At 71.7% G+C, this 20,890-nt stretch carries 19 protein-coding genes; 9 read left to right on the top strand and 10 right to left on the bottom strand.

Annotated features, from left to right (window positions below; translation table 11 throughout):
• Positions 1-12: 12 nt before the first annotated feature.
• From ACWGUG_RS02310 to ACWGUG_RS02285, 6 genes are all read right to left on the bottom strand, one after another.
• Entirely contained in the window at positions 13-1,353 is a 1,341-nt protein-coding gene (locus tag ACWGUG_RS02310) for a sulfate adenylyltransferase subunit 1 (protein WP_452323714.1), read from the bottom strand.
• The gene (gene cysD / locus ACWGUG_RS02305) at positions 1,353-2,303 is read right to left on the bottom strand and encodes a sulfate adenylyltransferase subunit CysD (protein WP_452323713.1); all 951 of its coding nucleotides are present in this window, start codon (positions 2,301-2,303) and stop codon (positions 1,353-1,355) included. The genes ACWGUG_RS02310 and cysD overlap by 1 nt, the downstream gene beginning before the upstream one ends.
• Positions 2,300-3,043 carry a phosphoadenylyl-sulfate reductase gene (locus ACWGUG_RS02300; RefSeq protein ID WP_452323712.1) on the bottom strand — a complete coding sequence of 248 codons (744 nt, stop codon included), beginning with the start codon at positions 3,041-3,043 and terminating at the stop codon, positions 2,300-2,302. Before ACWGUG_RS02300 ends, cysD begins: the two co-directional genes overlap by 4 nt.
• Positions 3,040-4,767, bottom strand: a complete 1,728-nt coding sequence (locus ACWGUG_RS02295) for a nitrite/sulfite reductase (RefSeq protein ID WP_452323711.1) — start codon at positions 4,765-4,767, stop codon at positions 3,040-3,042. Before ACWGUG_RS02295 ends, ACWGUG_RS02300 begins: the two co-directional genes overlap by 4 nt.
• A gap of 153 nt (positions 4,768-4,920) precedes the next feature.
• Complete coding sequence (locus ACWGUG_RS02290; RefSeq protein ID WP_452323710.1) at positions 4,921-5,661, bottom strand: sirohydrochlorin chelatase; 741 nt, start codon at positions 5,659-5,661, stop codon at positions 4,921-4,923.
• A gap of 237 nt (positions 5,662-5,898) precedes the next feature.
• Positions 5,899-6,762: a MarR family winged helix-turn-helix transcriptional regulator gene (locus tag ACWGUG_RS02285; RefSeq protein ID WP_452323709.1), complete on the bottom strand. Its 864-nt coding sequence runs from the start codon at positions 6,760-6,762 to the stop codon at positions 5,899-5,901.
• A 113-nt stretch (positions 6,763-6,875) separates the two neighbouring features.
• Here ACWGUG_RS02285 and ACWGUG_RS02280 point away from each other — a divergent pair, with 113 nt between their 5' ends.
• On the top strand, positions 6,876-7,487 hold the full coding sequence (locus tag ACWGUG_RS02280) for a MarR family winged helix-turn-helix transcriptional regulator (protein WP_452323708.1): 612 nt from the start codon (positions 6,876-6,878) through the stop codon (positions 7,485-7,487).
• 135 nt (positions 7,488-7,622) lie between these two features.
• Here ACWGUG_RS02280 and ACWGUG_RS02275 read toward each other — a convergent pair whose 3' ends face one another.
• From ACWGUG_RS02275 to ACWGUG_RS02265, 3 genes are all read right to left on the bottom strand, one after another.
• On the bottom strand, positions 7,623-9,662 hold the full coding sequence (locus ACWGUG_RS02275; protein ID WP_452323707.1) for a substrate-binding domain-containing protein: 2,040 nt from the start codon (positions 9,660-9,662) through the stop codon (positions 7,623-7,625).
• A 119-nt stretch (positions 9,663-9,781) separates the two neighbouring features.
• Positions 9,782-10,339: a hypothetical protein gene (locus tag ACWGUG_RS02270; protein WP_336394153.1), complete on the bottom strand. Its 558-nt coding sequence runs from the start codon at positions 10,337-10,339 to the stop codon at positions 9,782-9,784.
• Between the two features lie 126 nt (positions 10,340-10,465).
• Positions 10,466-11,911, bottom strand: a complete 1,446-nt coding sequence (locus tag ACWGUG_RS02265; RefSeq protein ID WP_452323706.1) for an MFS transporter — start codon at positions 11,909-11,911, stop codon at positions 10,466-10,468.
• A gap of 84 nt (positions 11,912-11,995) precedes the next feature.
• Here ACWGUG_RS02265 and ACWGUG_RS02260 point away from each other — a divergent pair, with 84 nt between their 5' ends.
• From ACWGUG_RS02260 to ACWGUG_RS02230, 7 genes are all read left to right on the top strand, one after another.
• Complete coding sequence (locus ACWGUG_RS02260) at positions 11,996-13,573, top strand: MFS transporter (protein WP_336394154.1); 1,578 nt, start codon at positions 11,996-11,998, stop codon at positions 13,571-13,573.
• 75 nt (positions 13,574-13,648) lie between these two features.
• The gene (locus ACWGUG_RS02255; protein ID WP_336394155.1) at positions 13,649-14,137 is read left to right on the top strand and encodes a cation:proton antiporter regulatory subunit; all 489 of its coding nucleotides are present in this window, start codon (positions 13,649-13,651) and stop codon (positions 14,135-14,137) included.
• A 1-nt stretch (position 14,138) separates the two neighbouring features.
• Positions 14,139-15,338 (top strand): cation:proton antiporter, encoded by a 1,200-nt coding sequence (locus tag ACWGUG_RS02250; protein WP_452323705.1) that lies wholly within the window; start codon positions 14,139-14,141, stop codon positions 15,336-15,338.
• A 205-nt stretch (positions 15,339-15,543) separates the two neighbouring features.
• Positions 15,544-17,415 carry a molecular chaperone DnaK gene (gene dnaK, locus ACWGUG_RS02245; protein WP_452323704.1) on the top strand — a complete coding sequence of 624 codons (1,872 nt, stop codon included), beginning with the start codon at positions 15,544-15,546 and terminating at the stop codon, positions 17,413-17,415.
• A 2-nt stretch (positions 17,416-17,417) separates the two neighbouring features.
• Positions 17,418-18,044 carry a nucleotide exchange factor GrpE gene (locus ACWGUG_RS02240; RefSeq protein WP_452323703.1) on the top strand — a complete coding sequence of 209 codons (627 nt, stop codon included), beginning with the start codon at positions 17,418-17,420 and terminating at the stop codon, positions 18,042-18,044.
• Between the two features lie 18 nt (positions 18,045-18,062).
• The gene (locus tag ACWGUG_RS02235; protein WP_336394159.1) at positions 18,063-19,061 is read left to right on the top strand and encodes a DnaJ C-terminal domain-containing protein; all 999 of its coding nucleotides are present in this window, start codon (positions 18,063-18,065) and stop codon (positions 19,059-19,061) included.
• 31 nt (positions 19,062-19,092) lie between these two features.
• Complete coding sequence (locus ACWGUG_RS02230) at positions 19,093-19,572, top strand: heat shock protein transcriptional repressor HspR (protein WP_452323702.1); 480 nt, start codon at positions 19,093-19,095, stop codon at positions 19,570-19,572.
• 9 nt (positions 19,573-19,581) lie between these two features.
• Here the strand turns inward: ACWGUG_RS02230 and ACWGUG_RS02225 are convergent, their stop codons facing one another.
• On the bottom strand, positions 19,582-20,229 hold the full coding sequence (locus ACWGUG_RS02225) for a hypothetical protein (RefSeq protein ID WP_452323701.1): 648 nt from the start codon (positions 20,227-20,229) through the stop codon (positions 19,582-19,584).
• A 150-nt stretch (positions 20,230-20,379) separates the two neighbouring features.
• On the opposite strand from ACWGUG_RS02225, the gene ACWGUG_RS02220 reads away from it, so the two are divergent.
• On the top strand, positions 20,380-20,793 hold the full coding sequence (locus ACWGUG_RS02220) for an MmcQ/YjbR family DNA-binding protein (protein ID WP_452323700.1): 414 nt from the start codon (positions 20,380-20,382) through the stop codon (positions 20,791-20,793).
• Positions 20,794-20,890 lie beyond the last annotated feature (97 nt).

Here is a 20,890-nt window from a genome sequence, read left to right as displayed (position 1 = left end):
TGCCGGACTCGGTCAGTCGCGCACGATGCCGGCGGCGAGGGTCGCGCCGTCGGACGGATGGATGACGAGGAACGAGCCCCCGTGGCGGCTGTCGCGGTACGGCTCGAGCGGCAGGTCGGCCGCCAGCCGCAGCCGCACGCGGCCGATGTCGTTGGTCTCGAGCGTCTGCGCCGGCTCGTGCACCAGCGCGTCGAGGTCGTAGCGGGACTCGATCTGCGCGACGATCGCCTGCACGGTCGCGGTGCCGTGCTTGATGAGCACGCGGATGCCGGGGACCAGCGCCCGCGCGTCGAGCTGGAAGAGCTCCGCGTCGAACTCGCGACGAGCCCGGGGCAGTGAGCCGGCGGCGACGACGAGGGCGCCGCGTGCGGTGTCGATGTCGTCCTCGAACTCGAGCGAGACGGACTGCGGCGCCGTCGCCTCGTCGACCTCGACGCCGGCCGAGCGGATGCCGGTGACGGTGGTGGCGCTGCCCGCCGGGAAGACCTCCACGCGATCGCCGACGCGCACGACGCCGCTCGAGATCCGACCCGCGACGGCACGGTAGTCGCGCAGGCGCTCCGCCTCGTCGGGGGCGATGCCGGGGGCGAGCCCGCCCTGCGGGCGCAGCACGAGCTGGACGGGCAGCCGCAGCGGCTCGAGGTCGCGCTCGACGTCGGCGGTCGGAAGCGTCTCGAGCAGCCCGAGGAGAGCCGGCCCCTCGTACCAGGGTGTGCGCTCGGACCGCTCGACGATGTTGTCACCCTCGAGCGCCGAGACCGGGATGACGTGCAGATCCGCGATGCCGAGCTCGGTCGCCACCGCCTCGGCCTGGGCGGACACATCGGCGAAGATCTCCGGCGAGAAGGCCACGAGGTCGATCTTGTTGACCGCGACGATCACGTGCGGCACGCGCAGGAGGGCGACGACGGCGAGGTGGCGCTTGGTCTGCTCGACGACGCCCTTGCGTGCATCGACGAGCACCACGACCGCGTCGGCGGTCGTCGCGCCGGTCACCATGTTGCGCGTGTACTGCACGTGGCCCGGGCAGTCGGCGAGGATGAACGACCGCGCGCCGGTCGAGAAGTAGCGGTAGGCGACGTCGATCGTGATGCCCTGCTCGCGCTCGGCGCGCAGGCCGTCGGTGAGGAGCGCGAAGTCGAAGTCGCCGTGCGCGAAGCCGCGGTCCGCCGACGTGCGGGCGACCTGCTCGAGCTGATCGGCGAGGATCGCCTTCGAGTCGTGCAGCAGCCGGCCGACGAGCGTCGACTTGCCGTCATCGACCGAGCCGGCCGTCGCGAACCGGAACAGCGTGGGCGTGCCGGTCCCCGCGGCGTCGAGAGCCGGGGAGTGAGGCGTGTCGAGATCCAGCATCAGAAGTACCCGTCCTTCTTGCGGTCCTCCATGGCCGCCTCGCTGAGGCGGTCGTCGGCGCGCGTGGCGCCGCGTTCGGTGAGGGTGGAGACGGCGACCTCGGCGACGATGGCGGCGAGGTCCGCGGCATCCGATTCCACCGCTCCGGTGCAGCTCATGTCGCCGACCGTGCGGTAGCGCACCGTGCGGCGCTCGACGGTCTCGTCCTCGCGGGGCGGCGAGAACGGGCCGACGGGGCGCCACATGCCGTCGCGGGCGTACACGTCGCGCTCGTGCGCGAAGTACAGCGGCGGCAGCGCGATCCCCTCGCGCTCGATGTAGCGCCAGACGTCGAGCTCGGTCCAGTTCGAGATCGGGAAGGCGCGCACATGCTGACCGGGCGTGTGGCGGCCGTTGTACAGGCTCCACAGCTCCGGGCGCTGGTTGCGCGGATCCCACTGGCCGAACTCGTCGCGCAGCGAGATGATGCGCTCCTTGGCGCGGGCCTTGTCCTCGTCGCGGCGCGCCCCACCGAAGACGGCGTCGTGGCGCCCGGCGGCGATCGCGTCGAGCAGCGGCAGCGTCTGCAGGGGGTTGCGGGTGCCGTCGGCGCGCTCCTGGAGGCGTCCGTCGTCGATGTAGTCCTGCACGCTCGCGACCTCGAGACGGATGCCGAGACGCTCGACGGTCTCGTCGCGGAAGGCGATGACCTCGGGGAAGTTGTGGCCGGTGTCGACGTGCAGCACCGGGAACGGCACGCGGCCGGGCGCGAACGCCTTGGTCGCCAGGTGCAGCACGACGACGGAGTCCTTGCCGCCGGAGAACAGCAGCACCGGGCGCTCGAACTCGGCGACGACCTCGCGGATGACGTGGATGGCCTCCGCCTCGAGCAGGTCGAGCGTGGACAGGGCGGCGGACGCTTCCGCCGCCGATCGAGCGGGCGAGGTGGGAGCCGTATCGAGATCAGTCATTCGTGGAGCCCGCATTCGGTCTTGGCGGAGCCGGCCCAGCGGCCGGACCGGGGGTCTTCGCCGGGGGCGACCGGCTTCGTGCACGGCTCGCAGCCGATCGAGGGGTAGCCGAACCCGACGAGCAGGTTCACCGGCGCCTTGTGCGCCGCGGCGTACGAGAGCACGTCGTCGAAGCTCCAGGCCGCGACCGGGTTCACCTTCACGAGCCCGTTGCGCTCGTCCCACGTCACGAGGGGAGTGTTGGTGCGGGTGGGGGCCTCGTCGCGACGGACGCCCGTGAACCACACCTCGTACCCGCCGAGCGCCTGCTGGAGGGGTGCGACCTTGCGGCGGGCGCAGCACAGGCCCGGGTCCCGCTCGAAGAGCTTCGCGCCGAACTCGGCGTCCTGCTCGGCGACGGTCTGGTCGGGCGTGATGTCCACGATCCGCACGTCGAGCGCGCGCTGCACCTCATCGCGCGTCGCGTAGGTCTCGGTGAAGTGGTACCCGGTGTCGAGGAACAGCACGTCCACGCCCGGGAGCTGCTCCGCCACGAGGTGCGGCAGGGCGGCGTCGGCCATCGAGCAGGCGACGGCGGCGGCATCCGTCCCGAAATTCCGCGCGACCCACGCGACGACCTCCGCGGCGGATGCCTCGTGGTCGGTCAGGCTGCCGAGCTCGAGGTTGCCCTGCTCGGCGAGGGCCTCGAGCTCTTCGCGCGTGCGCTTGACGGCGATGCGGGGTGCGAGGGAGACGGTCACTGCAGGGCCTCCTCCTCGGCGCGGTGCGCCCACTGGGCGAACGTCTCGCCGGCCTCGCGGTCGGCGAGGAAGCGGGTCACGACGCGCTCGACGTAGTCGGCGATGCCGTCGGCGGCCACCTTCAGGCCGCGGACGGTGCGGCCGAGGCCGGGCTCGTCGCGGTCCTGCGAGGCCAGGCCGCCGCCGAGGTGCACCTGGTACCCGGGAACCTGCTCGCCGTCGATCGTGACGAGCTGGCCCTTCAGGCCGATGTCGGCGGTCTGGATGCGCGCGCAGGAGTTGGGGCAGCCGTTGACGTGGAGCGAGATCGGATGCGGCAGCTCGAACCGGTCGAGACGCTTCTCGAGGTCGAGTACGGCGGCGGTCGCGTTGACCTTCGTCTCGACGATCGCGAGCTTGCAGAACTCGATGCCGGTGCACGCGATCGTGCCGCGGCGGATGAGGCTGGGACGCGCCTGCAGCCCGAGGGCGTCGAGCTCGCCGACGAGCGGCTCGACGTTCTCGGCGGGAACGTCGAGGATCACGAGCTTCTGGTGCGGCGTGGTGCGCAGGCGCGTCGAGCCGTGCGCCTCGATGACATCGGCGAGCTTCGCGAGGGCCGGACCCGAGACCCGCCCGACGATCGGGGTGACGCCGATGTAGAAGCGGCCGTCCTTCTGCTCGTGCACGCCGACGTGGTCGCCGATCGTCTGCGGCCGCGCAGGGGCGGGGCCGTCGGGAAGCTCGTAGCCGAGGTACTCGTCCTGCAGCACCTGGCGGAACTTCTCGGTTCCCCACTCGGCGAGCAGGAACTTCAGACGCGCCTTGTTGCGCAGGCGCCGGTAGCCGTAGTCGCGGAAGATCTGGGTGACGCCGTGCCAGGCATCCGCCACCTGGTCCGGCCGCACGAACGTGCCGAGGCGCTCGCCCAGGCGCGGGGTCGTCGAGAGCGCGCCGCCGACCCACAGGTCGTAGCCGATGCCCAGCTCGGGGTGCTCGACCGCGACGAAAGCCACGTCGTTGATCTCATGCACGACGTCCTGGCTCGGGTGGCCGGTGATGGCCGACTTGAACTTGCGCGGCAGGTTGGCCAGCGTCTGGTCGCCGAGGAAGCGCGCGGTGATCTCGTGGATCTGCGGCGTCGGGTCGATGAGCTCGTCGGCGGCGATGCCGGCCACGGGCGAGCCGAGGATCACGCGGGGGACGTCGCCGCACGCCTCCGTGGTCGACAGGCCCACGGCCTCCAGGCGGCGCCAGATCTCGGGGATGTCCTCGACGCGGATCCAGTGCAGCTGGATGTTCTGACGGTCGGTGATGTCGGCGGTGTCGCGCGCGAACTCGGTGGAGATGCCGGCGATGACGCGCAGCTGCTCGGTGGTGAGCTGGCCGCCGTCGATGCGGACGCGGAGCATGAAGTACTCGTCTTCGAGCTCCTCGGGCGTGAGGGTCGCGGTGCGGCCGCCGTCGATGCCGGGCTTGCGTTGCGTGTAGAGGCCCCACACGCGGAACCGGCCGTGCAGATCGGTCGGGTCGATCGAGGCGAAGCCGCCCTTCGAGTAGACGTTCTCGATGCGCTCGCGCACGCTCAGTCCGTTGTCGACCTGCTTCCACTCCTCGTTGCCGTTGAGGGGGGTCGTGCCGTCGATCTTCCACTGACCGTTGGGCTTCGACGACGCGCGCGGGGGGCGCACGGCTGCGCGCGGGCGCTCCGCCTCTGCACGCGCTTCGGTGTCGCTGATGGTCACGGTGGCCTCCGGGGTCGATCCCGGGTCGTGCCCGGGCAGGACTCTATCGAGCCCATTCCGTGAGGCTAGAAGCGAGCGGCCCGCGGGCCTACCCGAGTGTCAAGGGGCGTTAACCGGCGTAACGGGGCGTCACACAGTTGCGGGTGCCGTGATTCAGTGCGGCAGTCCGGCGGCTTCGGTGTAGCGGTCGATCACCAGGTCGACGAGGGCCGACGGCGGCTCGTCGTCGCCGAGCAGCGGAGGCGCCACCCGGGCGGAGCCCGCCAGCCGGACCGCGAGATCGTGGAAATATCCGGGCGCGATGAGGTAGTCGGCGACGACGACCGCGCCCGGCCCGTCGCCCGCGGCGTGCGCGGCCACCGCGGTCTGCGCGGCCGCGACGGCGGCGTCGAGCCGGGGGTCGGCGGCGGCGAGGAAGCCGGTGGTCACCTCGCGTCCGAGCCGCTCCCCGAGCATGCGGGCGGTGACGCGGCAGTCCTCGTTCGCGCGGTCGTCGCTGGAGCCGGCGACGGCGAGCACCAGCTGGTCGGCCGGGCCGGGAGCCAGCGGCTCGAGACGCGCGAGGAGTGCGTCGACCAGTCGCGCGTCGGGCCCGAGCGCCGGGGCGATCACGACGCCTTCCCGCCCGGCGGTCTGCTGCTTCAGGTCGACGCGCACGTGGTACCCCGCCGACAGCAGCAGCGGCACGATCACGACGGGGGTGCCCGCAGGGATCCCGTCGAGGGATGCCGCGACATCCGGCTGCTGCACGTCCACATGGCCGAGCCGCACCGTGACGTCCGGAAGTCGCCGGGCGACCGCCGCCACGAGCGACTCGACAGCCGCCTGCCCGGCGGGCGACGACGTTCCGTGCGAGATGGCGAGCAGTGCGGGCGTGGGTGTCACGCGCCCCATTGTGCCCTCCCCGCGTGACGCGCGTGTGACGGGCGTGGGCGGTGCCCGGCGCTCGGCGTCGCGTGCCCGGCGTACGGCTGCGGTGCCCGGCGTACGGCGTGCGGTGCTTCGGGGTGGACGGGCGAGGAACTTGAGGTGAAACACCACGAACGCGTCGAGACACCACGCGCTGGCATGGTGTCTCGACGCGATTGCGGTGTTTCGGGGGTCAGTAGGTGGTGGAACGGATGCCGCGCCTCACGCGGCGCCGGCCGCCCGGCCCCGCGCGAACCCGGCGTCGAAGCCGCGCTCGTACGCGCGCTGCGCGCGACCGCCGCTGTGGCGATGACCGCCGTGGCCGTGGCCGCCGTGGCGGTGACCCGCGTGACCCTGACGGGCGTGCGGGGGGTGGTGGCCGTGGCATCCGTCGTCGAACGTGGCGTGGGGCTCGCCGCGCATCGGCTCGTCGAAGCGCTCGGCGGGGTGGCCGGGATGCCCGGGCGCGAACCCGCGGTGGAGGTTGGGACCGTAGCCGTCGTGGATGTCGGGCTCGAAGGGGCGGGGACGCCCGCCGACACCGGGGCCGAAGCCGCCCCCGAAGCCAGGGCCGCCGAAACGCCCGAAGCCGGGCCGCCCGAACCCCGGGCGGCCGAAGCCGCGCTCGCGGTGCGCCGCGCCCTCGTCCCAGCCCAGCTCGCGGGCGATCGCCTCGAGCGAGGCGGTCATCGCCGCGTACGCGTCGTCGCCCACCGCGCCGGTGACGCGGGAGCGGATGCCGTCGACGATCGCGCCGACGCGCTCCCGCTCCGCCCGGCCGAGGTCGGTCAGGCTCCAGGTGCCGTCGCCGTGCTCCTGCACCCAGCCGCGCTCCTCGAGCCCGCGCAGGCGCTTGCCCCGGCGGATCAGGCGCTCACGCACCTCGGGAGCGTCGATGTCGCCCGACAGCACGTTGAGCGCCATCCAGTCGCGGCGCGAGATGCCCTCGGCATCGAGCGCCGAGGCGAACTCGCGGTCGAGCAGCCCATCGACCACCCGCAGCCAATAGCCGAGGGGGCGACGGTCCGTCGAACCGGGGGAGTCGCTGTGGTCTTCGGGGTCGTTCTGTTCATTCTGGTCGTTCATGAGAAGTCCTTTCGGGGCGGATCGCGGCCGCCGCACGTTACATGTTGAAGTGCATGTACATGCAGTGTGACATGTATTTGGGATACATGTCAAGGCGCATGTAAATTGAGGGCATGCCGTCCACCCCCGACGACCCGTCCGACGCGATCGCCGCCGCACTGGCGCGACTGCGCGGTCGACGGATGCCACGACCGCCGTGGGCGGAGGGAGCGCACGGCGGTCCGCACGCCCACGGGCACGACGCACCGCACGGCGCGCGCGGCCACAGGGAGGGCGCAGCTCCCGGCGACGGCCCGAACGGCTTCCCGGGTCGCGGCCCGTGGGTGCGCGGAGGGCCGGGCGGCCACGGCGCACCGCCCTGGCTCGGCCCCGGTCGCATCGGCGGACCGGCGCGCATGCGGATGCTGGAGGCGCTGGCCGCGGCATCCCACCCTCTCTCGGTCGGCGAGATCGGCGACGCCGTCGGCGTGGATCAGCCGCGGGCGTCGCGGCTGGTGCAGCAGGCCGTGCAACTGGATCTGGTGCGGCGCGAGGCCGACCCCGACGACGCACGCCGCACCCGGGTGGCGCTCACGGACACCGGCGCTCAGTTGGTGCGCGGCTTCCGGGGCGAGCGCCGGGAGGCGATGGATGCCGCGCTGGCGGCCTTCACCGACGAGGAGCGCGCCGAGCTCGCGCGCCTGCTGACCAAGCTCGCCGACTCCTGGCCGCGTCCTCAGAACTGACCGGCCGGGGGACGGCGCACCGGCGCCGCCCCTGCCGATCGCGCCCTCTCATCGCTGCCGCGAAGAGGGTGACCGACGACGCCGAGGGTTCCGCGGCTCCTCCCACGCCGGGACCGACCCGGCGGCCGCCAGGTCTCAGAAGCTCGTCACCAGGTCGCCGAGCACGGCCTCGAGCTTGGACGGGTCGGTCGCGTCGTAGTAATGGGCTCCGGTGGCGCCGGAGATCGACTGCAGCGTCGCCACGTCGGCGTCCGCGCCGTACGCGAGCGTGAAGATCAGCACCGGCGTGTCGTGGTGCATGTCGGCCAGGTTCGCGAGCATCTGGTCGGCGCCGATCGTCGGCGCGTTCGGCGCGTCGTTCTCGCCGTCGCTGAGCAGGACGATCGCATTGATGCGATCGCTCGACCACGACGCGGCCTGCTGCGCCGCGAAGGCGTCCACCGCCTGGTAGAGGGGGGTGTCGCCCATCGACGAGAGGCCGCCGAGCGCGCCGAGGAATGCATCGCGCGATCCGCCGATGTCGGCGACCGGTGACACCAGGCCGGGCACCATCGCGCCGTCGGGCGCCTGCGCGAAAGCGGCCAGCCCGACGTCGTCGCCGCTGGTGAAGTGTCCGAGCGCCGCGTCGATCGCCTTCCGCGCCTGGGTCAGCTTCGTGTCGGACGGCGAGATCGCCTCGTCCATCGACCCCGACACGTCGAGGAGGAACAGGACGTTCGCGCGCTTGCGCACCTCGGAGAACGACGCCTGCACCGCGGTCACGACGTCGGCGCCGGGGAACGCGAGCGTGCCCCGCTGCGCGACGTCGAGCCGGCCGACCTGCGCGACGCTCTCGTCGAGCATGCGGTTGAGGTCGCGGTAGCCCGCGGCGCGGACGGCGGCCTGGCCCTGCGCGGTGTGCGCGAAGCGGATGAAGTCCGCCGCGGCCTCGGACTCCACCGGGTCGATCCACGCGCCCGTGAGGCGCACCGCGGGATTGTCGGCCGAGTAGTAGCCGTCCGCCGGATAGATCGGCACCAGCTGCTCCGCCGGCGGCTCGGCCTGCGTCCGGGTGACGCCGTCGCGGCTGGTGATGCCGCGGTTGTAGTCCCACACCGACTTCTCGTCGACGATCACGGCGGACAGGAAGTCGGCGGCGGAACCGGATGCCTCCGCCTGGCGCGCATGCCAGAGGAAGTGCTCGGGCGTCGCCATGTAGTGGCTCGTCGTCAGCTCGTTCTGGTGCACGACCGCCTGCACGTCGGGGTCCTCGACCTGGGTCGCCGTCAGCGCGTCGAGCGAGCCGGCCGCGGTGCCGTACGAGGCGAACATGGCCGCCTCGCCCGACGTCGCCACCAGCGGGCTCGTCTTGCCCAGCTTGAACGCGCCCCACTCGGGGTGTCCGAGGCCGCTCCACAGATCCGCGTCGCCGGCGGACTCGAACACGGCGGACCACGTCGGAGCCTCGGCATCCCACCCGATCGCCTCGGCCAGGCCCTCGGGCATCGCCAGGACGATGTCGGAGATCGCCACGCTGCTGCCCTCCGCGCGCAGCGAGGTCGCTCCCTCCGCCTGGGCGACGTCGACCCACGTCGACGAGTCGGGCAGCCACACGGCGGGCTTCTGGTCGTCGGAGAGGTTCGGGAAGCCCGCGGCCACCACGGCGGCTGCGACGCCGGACTTGTCCCTGCTGGTGGTCACGGTGACGCACGAGCCGGCCACGTTGCGCGGACTGCTGTTGTACGCGGCGGCGAGACTCTCGACCATCTGGGCGTTCTCGAACGACGACAGCACGTTCACCGTCGTGCAGGGCTCGGCGCCGGCCGCGGCGGCCGGCTCGTCCTGCGGGAACTCGATCAGCTCGACCGCCGCGTCCGCGGGTGCGGCGGGCGCCGGCTCCTCCGCGGCGGGACCCGGCTGGGCGAGATTGCTGACGATCGCGTAGGACACGGTGCTGATCGAGCCGACCAGCACCGCGATGCCCACGACCGTCGTCCACATCAGCAGCGACCGGCGGCGGCGACGGCGCCGGTCGCGGCGGTCGTCGATCGCCGACGGCTTCGTCGACGCTCCGACGGAGGAGGGGGCGGCGGGGGCGGGCGTGGACGTGGCGGGCGCCGGGGGCGTCGACGGACTGGAGGACTGGCCGCGGCGTGGCCCGGGCGCGTCCTCGGTGCCGCGCATGCGATCGCGCATGGGCATCCTCGGAGGTGATGCGGACGTGAGGCCGGGCGGGGGGTCACCGGCCGGATAGTCCGGTCAGGCTAGAGCCTACCCGAGCCCGCGGGGGAGGCGAGGGCGAGAATGCCGGGAGATCATCGCGAAGCGGTGTTGAGCATGCCGATGAGCACCGCCGTCCACCACGCGGCCTGCGAGACGACCGCGCTCCACACGCACCACAGCTGGAGCCGCCGCGGGATCGCGCGGAACCGCGCCCCCTCCGGAAGACGTGCGAGCTCGGCGGTCAGCCGCGTCATCGCGACGCCGTTCATCGCCGCGACGAGCACGGCGACCATCTTGACGGTGGTGAGGGGATCGGACAGATCCGGCTGCAGGAAGGCCCCGGTCGCGAGCAGTCCGCCGATACCGAGCCACGCGAGGCCCGTCACGGTGCGCTCGACCCGCCGGAGGTCGGCGAGGACCGCGCGGCGCAGCATCCACAGCAATCCGCTCATCTCGAGCAGGACCGCGGCTCCGAGCCCCACGATCACCGCCGCCAGGTGGCCGAAGAGCGCCGGCGTGCGCACCCAGACCGGCGGCGCGACGGTGGTGCCCACCCAGAGGGAGAACAGCAGCGCGATGATGACGCACCAGTACGCCACCGCCCGCCGGTGGCGCGCGGCCCGTCGTCGCTCGGTGAGGGGGATCGTCACGGTGCCTTCCGGGTAGCGCTGCGCTGCGAGTCGCGACGCCCCCCGGGTCGCACCGGTGACCAGGTCACCGCAAGCGAGGGTATCCGATCCTCGCGCCCCCGGTCGTCCCCGACCGGTCCGTCGGACTCATCGCCCGATGTCGCCCGGCCTGAGCTTCACCGGGATGAGCAGCAGCAGGCCTGCCGCCAGCACGATGACGATCCCGAGGATCCCGTAGTGGGTCGCACCGAATCCCGCGATGAACGCCGACCACAGCAGCGGCGAGAGGAAGCTCATCACGCGGCCGGTCGTGGCATAGAGGCCGAACACCTCGCCCTGCATGTCGCGCGGGGTGACGCGGGCCAGCAGCGACCGGCTCGACGCCTGCGCGGGCCCCACAGCGGCCGAGAGGATGATGCCCCCGATCCAGAACACCGGCTTGCCGCCTTCGCGGAGGAAGAAGACGAACAGGGCGCTCACGATGAGGATCGACAGCGCCGCGATGATGACGGCGCGGGCTCCGAACCGGTCGTCCAGGCGGCCGGCGACGATCGTCGAGACGCCGGCGACGAGGTTCAGCGCGATGCCGAAGGCGATGACCTCGGTGGCGCCGAAGCCGAACGACACCGCGGCGAGCACCCCGCCGAAGGCGAAGACGCCGGCGAGGCCGTCCCGGTACACCGCGCTGGCGATGAGGAACCAGAACGTGCTGCGGTGCTCGCGGAACAGCGCGATCACGTCCCGCACGAGGACCGCGTAGCTCTCGAAGAACCCCACGCGCCTGCGGTCGGGGCGAGAGGCCGACTCCGGCACGAGGAAGACGAACGGCAGCGCGAACACGACCGTCCACACGGCGGCGCCGACGGCGATGAGCCGGTACGCCAGGCCGTCCGACACGTCCAGGCCGAACCAGCCGACCGTGTTGAGCACGACCACGATCGCGAGGGCGAGGATGCCGCCGATGTAACCGAGACCCCAGCCCAGGCCGCTGACCCGGCCGATCGTCCTGGGCGTGGAGACCTGCACCAGCATCGCGTTGTAGTTGACGCCGGCGATCTCGGACGCCACCGATCCCAGCGCGACGAGGATCGCGCCGAGCCAGAAGAACATCGTGTCGCTGTGGACGAAGAACAGGGCGAACTGCAGCAGCGCCAGTGCGGCGGTCGCGCCGACGACCCAGCGCTTCTTCGTCCCGGCCGCGTCGGCGCGCTGACCGAGCACCGGGGCCAGGAGCAGGATCAGGATGCCGGCGGCGAAGGTCACCCATCCGTACCACTCCGACAGGTCGGCCAGGCCCGAGCAGTACTCGGTCGCCGCATCCGCCGCCCGCGAGCACACCAGCTCGCCGTCGGCGTTCTGACCGGCCACGCCCTCCGGCAGGAAGCTGTCGGACACCAGGTAGAGCGAGACGAAGACGAAGGTCAGGATGACCGAGTTGAACGGCTGCGTCGCCCAGTCCCACAGCGCCCAGGCGAACACCTGGCGCCGCGGCACCGGGGTGTCGTCGAGGCCGTCGGTGCTCAGCGCCGCGGTCGACAGTGCGTGCTCGTCGGCGGGACCGGGTTCGTCGGGTCCCGGGACGGGGGAGCTCATGTCGGTCACGCTGGGCCCCTTCGATGAACGGCTGGTGCGCATTCACCGTAGCGCCCGGAAGGCCGGTGATGGTTTGCTTCGTTCATGACTGAGGAATCCGCCGCCGCGCCGTCGTTCAACAGGCGCCTCGCCCTCCTGCTCGCGATGGCGATGTTCGTGCTGGTGGTGGACACGTCGATCATGAACGTCTCCATCTCCGCCGTCGTGCGCGAACTCGACACGACGGCGAGCGGCGTCCAGGGCGCCATCGCGCTCGAGGCGCTCGTGTCGGCCGCCTTCATCCTCATCGGGGGGAAGACCGGCGACCTCATCGGCCGCAAGCTCGCCTACATCCTGGGCCTCCTCGGGTACGCCGTGGGCGCAGTGGCGATGACCTTCGCGCAGAGCCTCACCGCCGTCATCATCTTCTGGGCGGTGATCGGCGGGATCGGGGCATCCCTTCTCCTGCCCTCCATGCAGTCGCTCATCCACGGCAACTTCGCCGGCGGCCACCAGAAGCGGGTCTACGCGCTCGTCGGGGCGTCGGCGGCGATCGCCGCGGCGGTCGGCCCGCTGCTCGGCGGATTCATCACGACGTTCTGGTCCTACCGGGTCGCGTTCGCGCTCGAGGCCGTCATCATCGGCGTCGTCCTGCTCGGCATCGGGCTCGTCAAGGACGTGAAGTACACCGGCGACCGGTCCATCGACCTCGTCGGCGCCGGGCTGTCGGTCGTGGGCATGGGCGGCGTCGTGCTCGGAATCCTGGTGTGGCAGGAGGGCGGCGGCTACGTCGGCCTGCTCATCGGGCTCGGCGTGGTGGCGCTCGGGGGACTGGCGTGGTGGCTGAACGCGCGCAAGAAGAAGGGCAAGCCGGTGCTGCTCGATCCGGCGCTGTTCTCGTCGAAGCCGTTCCGCACCGGGGTGAGCGGTCAGCTGCTGCAGCAGATCGCCCTCGGCGGCACGATGATCGTGCTGCCGCTCTATCTGCAGATGGTGCTCGAGTACGACGCGCTGCAGGCGGGCCTGTCGATCGCGCCGTTGTCGCTCAGCATGTTCGTCGTCGCGATATGGGTCGGCCGCCGCGGCAAGGGGCGTCCGGCCAACCTCATCCTCCTCGGGTTCTCGCTGGCGCTGGTCGGGCTCGTCGCGATCGTGCCGCTCGTCCCGATCGCCGACTCGGGGTGGTACCTCGCCGTCCCGCTCGTCATCGCCGGTTCGGGGCTCGGCCTGCTGGTCTCGCAGCTCAACAACTACACGCTCTCGCCGGTCTCGGACGAGCGGGTGAGCGAGGCGGCCGGCGTCAACTCGGCCGCGGGGTCGTTCGGGCTCTCGTTCGGGCTCGCGTTCGCCGGCGCGATCATGCTCGCCACTCTCGCGGCGACCTTCACGTCGATGGCGTACTCCAGCACGGTGCTCGACGCGCAGCAGCAGGAGCAGGTGGCGACCGTGCTGGAGGAGGACGCGCAGCTGATGTCCAACACCGGCCTGGAGGAGCTCCTGGCCGACGAGCCGCCGGAGGCCGCCGACGAGGTGATCCGCATCAACACGGAGGCTCGTCACATCGCGCTCCAGGTCGCGCTCCTCATCCCGATCCTCGCGACGGTGCTGGGCGTGCTCAACGCGTTCCGCATGCGACGCCTGCCAGACCCGAAGCCGACGAGCGCCGAGACGCTCCTGGCCTGACGCGGTCCTGCGCGCCCGGCCTCCGCCGCGCGGGATCGTCCCCCGCAACCCCGGCGGCAGTGGAATCATGAGGGCATGTCCGTGCATGTGCAACGTGCAGAGCTGCCCGGGATCGGCGTGCGGCACGACCTCGAGACCAACGCCGGTCGCCGGCTGTCGGTCGTCACCTTCCGTGACGGCGGGCGCGAACTCGCCATCGCGGACGAGCGGGATCCCGACCGCGCCGCGCAGCGCGTCGCGATGACCGACGAGGAGGCCACCGCCCTGTCGGAGGTCCTCGGCGGATCGGTGATCCTCACCCAGCTCGCGGGGCTGCGGGAGCAGATCGACGGGCTCTCGACGGCCAACATCACGCTGCGGGCCGACAGCCCCTTCGCCGGCCGCCGGCTCGGCGACACGCGGGCGCGCACCGTGACCCGGTGCTCGATCGTGGCGATCGTCCGGGGTGGCGGCGTGCTTCCGGCGCCCGGCCCCGCCGACCTCCTGATGGTCGGCGACACGGTCGTCGCCGTCGGCACGCCCGACGGCCTCGAGCATCTCGCGCGCATCATCGACGGGGTGTGACATGGACGACGGAGCGCTCGTTCTCATCGAGATCGGCGCGCTCCTCCTCGGCATCGCCCTGCTCGGCCGGCTCGCGGGCAGGATCGGCATCTCTCCGATCCCGCTCATCCTCCTGGCGGGACTCGCGTTCGGAGAGGGAGGCCTCCTCCCGTTCAGCGCGGGCGAGGAGTTCATCGAGGTCGGCGCCGAGATCGGCGTCATCCTCCTGCTCCTGCTGCTCGGGCTGGAGTACACCGCCGACGAACTGTTCGGCAATCTCCGCCGTTCCCGCCGTGCCGGCGTCCTGGACGCGGTGCTGGGCGCGGCGCCCGGGGCCCTCGCCGCGCTGATCCTCGGCTGGGGGCCGGTGGCCGCGCTCGCACTGGCGGGCATCACGTGGGTCTCGTCGTCGGGGGTGATCGCGCGGATGCTGCAGGACCTGGGGCGCCTCGCGAACCGCGAGACCCCCGTCGTGCTGTCGATCCTCGTCATCGAGGATCTCGCGATGGCGTTCTACCTGCCGATCCTCACGGCGGTGCTCATCGGCCTGGACCCGGGGGCGGCGGTCGTGACCGTCGTCGTCTCCCTCGCCGCGGTGACCCTGATCCTGTACATCGCGCTGCGCCACGGCAAGGTCGTCTCGCGCCTGGTGTGGTCCCGCAGCGCCGAGGTGCTGCTGCTCTCGGTGCTCGGGCTCACGCTCATCGTCGCGGGGCTCGCGGCCCAGGCGAACGTGTCGGCCGCGGTCGGGGCCTTCCTCGTCGGCATCGCGATCTCCGGACCCGTCGCCGCCCACGCCCACCGGCTGCTGTCGCCGCTGCGGGACCTGTTCGCCTCGGTGTTCTTCCTGTTCTTCGGCCTGTCCACCGATCCGGCCGACCTCGTCGCCGTCCTCATCCCTGCGGCCGTGCTCGCGGTCGTGACGATGGCGACGAAGGTCCTGACCGGATACCGGGCGGCGCGGGCGGTGGGCATCGCCGAGGCCGGCCGATGGCGGGCGGGCTTCGCGCTGACCCCGCGCGGGGAGTTCTCGATCGTCATCGCGGGGCTCGCCGTCGGCGCCGGAGTCGACAGGTCGCTCGCTGCGTTCGCGACGGCCTACGTGCTGATCACGATGATCGCGGGCCCGCTCCTGGCGCGGGTCCCCGACGCCGGATGGTTCGCGGCATGGACGGGGCGCGTGCAGACGAACCGCCGGGCGTCCGGGGCGAGGGCATCCTGACCTGCGCACACCCCGATGCGCCGCGTGTCGCCGAGTGAACTTGAGTCCATCCGTATCAAGTTTGATTTGACGGATGCCGGCACCCGGCGTATGGTTGAGCCATCGCGACTCAACCCTCACGTTCGAGCGGTCGAGGGTGCGAGAAGGCTTCCCGTAAACCCCGGGTGGCGGCATCCGTCTCCACCCACACGAAGGAGAGAAACACATGGCACGTGCTGTTGGAATCGACCTCGGTACGACCAACTCGGTCGTGAGCGTCCTGGAGGGCGGCGAGCCCAAGGTCATCGCGAACGCCGAGGGCTTCCGCACGACCCCGTCGGTGGTCGCATTCACGAAGGACGGCGAGGTGCTCGTCGGCGAGACCGCCAAGCGCCAGGCCGTCACCAACGTCGACCGCACCGTCTCGTCGGTCAAGCGCCACATGGGCACCGACTGGGGCTTCGACGTCGACGGCAAGCGCTGGACGCCGCAGGAGATCTCGGCGCGCATCCTCCAGAAGCTCAAGCGCGACGCCGAGCAGTACCTCGGCGACACGGTGACGGACGCCGTCATCACCGTCCCCGCGTACTTCAACGACGCCGAGCGCCAGGCCACGAAGGAGGCCGGGGAGATCTCGGGCCTGAACGTGCTGCGCATCATCAACGAGCCCACCGCCGCGGCCCTCGCATACGGACTCGACAAGGGCAAGGAGGACGAGCTCATCCTCGTCTTCGACCTCGGTGGCGGAACCTTCGACGTCTCCCTGCTCGAGGTGGGCAAGGACGACGACTTCTCGACCATCCAGGTGCGCGCCACGGCCGGTGACAACCGCCTCGGCGGCGACGACTGGGACCAGCGTGTCGTCGACTACCTGATCAAGCAGTTCAAGGACACCACCGGCGTCGACGTCTCGGGCGACAAGATCGCGCTGCAGCGTCTGAAGGAGGCCGCCGAGCAGGCGAAGAAGGAGCTCTCCTCGTCGACGAGCACCTCCGTGAACCTGCCGTACCTCTCGCTCACGGACTCCGGCCCGGTGTCGCTCAGCGAGACGATCACGCGCGCGAAGTTCGAGGACCTCACCAAGGACCTGCTCGACCGCACCAAGAAGCCGTTCGAGGACGTCATCCGCGAGGCCGGCATCAAGGTCGGCGACATCGACCACGTCGTGCTCGTCGGCGGCTCGACCCGCATGCCCGCCGTGTCGGAGCTGGTCAAGAAGGAGACCGGCGGCCAGGAGCCCAACAAGGGCGTGAACCCGGACGAGGTCGTCGCCGTGGGCGCTGCCCTCCAGGCCGGCGTCCTCAAGGGCGAGCGCAAGGACGTCCTGCTCATCGACGTCACCCCCCTGAGCCTCGGCATCGAGACCAAGGGCGGCATCATGACCAAGCTCATCGAGCGCAACACCGCCATTCCGACCAAGCGCTCGGAGACCTTCACGACCGCCGACGACAACCAGCCGTCGGTCGCGATCCAGGTCTTCCAGGGCGAGCGCGAGTTCACCCGCGACAACAAGCCGCTGGGCACGTTCGAGCTGACCGGCATCGCGCCGGCGCCGCGCGGCATCCCGCAGATCGAGGTCACCTTCGACATCGACGCGAACGGCATCGTCCACGTGTCGGCGAAGGACAAGGGCACCGGCAAGGAGCAGTCGATGACGATCACCGGCGGCTCGTCGCTGCCGAAGGACGACATCGAGCGGATGGTGCGCGAGGCCGAGGAGCACGCGGCCGAGGACAAGAAGCGCCGTGAGGCCGCCGAGATCCGCAACCAGGCCGAGACGCTGTCGTACTCGATCGAGAAGCTCATCAAGGAGAACGAGGACAAGCTCCCCGCCGACGTGAAGACCGAGGTGCAGGGCGACGTCGACGCGCTGAAGACCGCTCTGGCGGGCGAGGACGACGACGCCGTGAAGACCGCGTTCGACAAGCTCTCGCAGTCGCAGACGAAGCTGGGCGAGGCCATCTACGCCTCGAGCCAGGCCTCGCAGCCGACCGATGCCCCGACCGACGCGCCGGCCGGCGACCAGCAGGACCAGGCGACCTCCGATGAGGATGTCGTCGACGCCGAGGTCGTCGAAGACGAGGACGAGAAGAAGTAATCATGGCGAACAAGGACCACAATCCCGACCCGGTCGAAGAGCCGGAAGACGGCGGCGAGGTCCGGCCTGAGGGTGAGGGGCCGGAGGCGGACGCCTCCGGCCCCGCGCCGCAGGACGCGGGCGACGCCGACGGCGACGAGCTGACCGTGGACGACATCCTGGGTGCGCAGCAGAACGCGGATGCCGCGGCCGAGGACGCCGTGATCGCCGACCTCGAGTCGCAGCTGCTGAACGACCTGAAGCGTTTGCAGGCGGAGTACGCCAACTACCGCCGCCGCACCGAGGAGCAGCGCGAGGTCGAGATCGAGCGCGCCAAGGGAGCGGTCGCGAAGGGCCTGCTGCCCGTGCTCGACGACCTCGACCGTGCCGAGAAGCACGGCGACCTCGAGGAGGGCTCGCCGTTCGCGGCGATCGCCGAGAAGCTCCGCGGCGTCGCCGAGCGGATCGGGCTCAGCACCTACGGTGCGTCCGGCGAGGTGTTCGACCCGCAGCAGCACGAGGCCATCTTCCAGGCGCCGACCCCGGGTGTGACCGAGACGACGATCCTCGAGGTCGTCGAGATCGGCTATCGGCTCGGCTCGGTGGAACTGCGTCCGGCGAAGGTCGTCGTCGCTGTGCCGGCCGAGTAGCACCGGAGAGGGGCATCCATGGCCAGTCAGGACTGGTTCGACAAGGACTTCTACTCGGTGCTCGGCGTCGCCAAGGACGTCAGCGAGGCGGACCTGAAGAAGACGTACCGCAAGCTCGCCCGCCGGTACCACCCCGACTCCAACCAGGGTGACGCGGCCGCCGAGGCGAAGTTCAAGGAGGTCAGCGAGGCGTACTCGGTGCTCTCCGACCCCGAGCAGCGCAAGGAGTACGACCAGATCCGCGCAATGGGCTCGGGTGCCCGCTTCACCGCGGGCGGCCAGGGCGGCGCCGGGGGCTTCGAGGATGTCTTCTCGATGTTCAACCAGGGCCGCGGTGCCCGGTACCAGTCCGCCGAGGACTTCGACGACATCTTCGCGATGTTCAATCAGCAGCAGCGCGGCACCGGGTTCGGCACGGGCCGGTTCGGGCAGCCGAGCGGGGGCTTCCGCGGCTACGGCGGCCCGACCCGGGGCGCCGACGTCACGGCGCGCACGACGATCGACTTCATCACGGCGACCAAGGGCGAGACGATCACGCTCCAGGGCGACGACGGCAAGCCTTTCAAGGTGAAGATCCCGGCCGGCGTGTCCGACGGGCAGAAGATCCGGCTCCGCGGCCGCGGCCGCCCGTCGCCCGACGGCGGCGAGCACGGCGACGTCGTGGTGCAGGTGGCCGTGCGGCCGCATCCGGTCTTCACGCGGGAGGGCCTGAACCTCCGGGTGGTCGTGCCGGTGACGTTCACCGAGGCGACGCTGGGTGCGACCATCGAGGTGCCGACCCTCGGCGGCGACCCGGTGCGGCTGCGCGTCGCGCCGGGCACCCCCTCCGGCCGCGTTCTGCGGGTGAAGGGTCGAGGAGTGCAGACGAGCAAGGGCACCGGCGATCTGCTCGCCGAGGTGCAGGTGGCCGTGCCGTCGCACCTCGACGACGCCGCCCGCGAGGCGCTCGAGCGGTTCCAGAGCCTGGAGCCGAAGGAGAACCCGCGCGCCGACCTCATGACGAAGGCGCGGGGCTGACATCCTCGTTTCGGGACGTGAGGAGGTGACGATGATGACCGAGAACGAGATCGACGAGGATGCCCCGATCTTCGCGATCGCCGTCGCCGCCGAACTGTCGGGCATGCACCCGCAGACGCTCCGTCAGTACGACCGGCTGGGTCTGGTCGTGCCCGACCGCACGCAGGGCGGCTCCCGGCGGTACTCACTGCGCCACGTGGAGCAGCTTCGCGAGGTCGCGCGCATGTCGTCCGACGGCATCGGCCTTCCGGCGATCATGCGCATCCTCGAGCTCGAGAACCGCGTGCAGGAGCTCCACGGCCGCGTGCGCGACCTCGAGGACCGCATGCGCGCCGAGCTCGAGAAGCGCCCGGGCGCGCGCGTCTTCGCGGCCGGCTCGACGGGCTCGGTGGTGACGCTGCGGCACGGCACCCGTGTGCGCCGGGCGACCGAGATCGTCGTGTGGCGCCCGCGCACACCGATCGCGCCGGCGACCGGCGATGCCGATCGGCCCGGCGGTCCGGCATCCTGAGCGGACGCCTCAGCGGCGGCTGGGGCGCAGCGCGCGCCAGATGATGAACGTGCCGGCGGCCACGATCGCCAGCGGCCAGGCGAGGTTCAGCACGAGGAGCCACTCCGACGCTCCCGCCAGCACGACGAGCGCGGCGATCGCGAGCGCCCCGGCAGGGATCAGCGCCCACCACCGGCGCGTCTGGCCGCCGGGCAGCAGCGCGACCAGGGCGAACGTCACGGCCGCGCCGGTCAGGAAGACGGCCCCGACGACGGGACCGCTCGCCGCCGCCGCGATGGCGATGACGATCGAGAGCGTCAGCAGCACCCCGGCCGGGATGATCGCCCACCAGCGGCGGTGGTCTCGCAGGTAGATCGCCGCGAAGCCGACGCCGAGCAGGGCCAGCATCGGCACCTCGGTCCACTGGCCGAGTCCGTCGGGGTCGAGTTCCATCAGCGGTGTGACGGCGGCGCCGGCGAGCGCCGCACCGGGGATGGCGGCCCACCACGCGACGGCGTCGGCGAGGAACACGTACCAGAACGCGCCGCTCGCCACGGCCAGCACAGCGGCCCAGACGGGGCCGGGGATCGTCGCCCACCCGGCGGTCTGGATGAACAGCAGCACGCCGGCGACGAGGACGACCGCGCCGAGGGTGATCTGCACGGGCAGGCGCTTCATGATGTGCCTCACTTCCGGATCGGGCCCGCGAGGGCTCCACCGCACACGCTACGAGCGTGCGGGCACGCCCGGGTGAGCCGAAGGTCCCGTGGTGTCCGTGCGCCGGTGCAGCCGGTTACGCGGAAGCCACGGGTGCGACACCATGGGGGCATGGCGACCCTCGACGACGTGCGCGCCATCGCGCTCGACCTGCCGGAGGTGGTCGAGCGCGTCGACGGGCACCGCGGCGGGGCGACCTGGCGCACGCCGGCCGGCGCCTTCGTCTGTCAGCGCGGCCCGAGCCGGCGCGACCTCGAGCAGCTCGAGGCGCTCGGCCGCAGCTGGCCGGCGGGCGACATCGTGGGCGTGCGCACCGACGGACTCCAGGTGAAGGAGGCGCTGCTCGAGACGTATCCCGACGCGTTCTTCACCATCCCGCACTTCGACGGCTTTCCCGCGGTGCTCGTGCGGCTCGACGCCGTCGCCACCGATCACCTGCGCGAGGTGATCACCGACGCCTGGCTGCTCAAGGTCGCCAAGCGCGTCGGACGGGAGTGGCTCGAGTCCCACCCGCCGTCCGCCTGACGCCGGGCACGGAATCGGAGGTTCTCGGCGACACGCCGGGCCGAGGCATCCGTGATCCGGCGTGTCTGCACAGACGTCCGACGCTGTGCGCGCACGC

Source organism: Microbacterium sp. NPDC055455, assembly GCF_053619935.1.
Note: the sequence above shows the minus strand (reverse complement) of the source record. Positions and strands in the feature narration are given on the sequence as shown.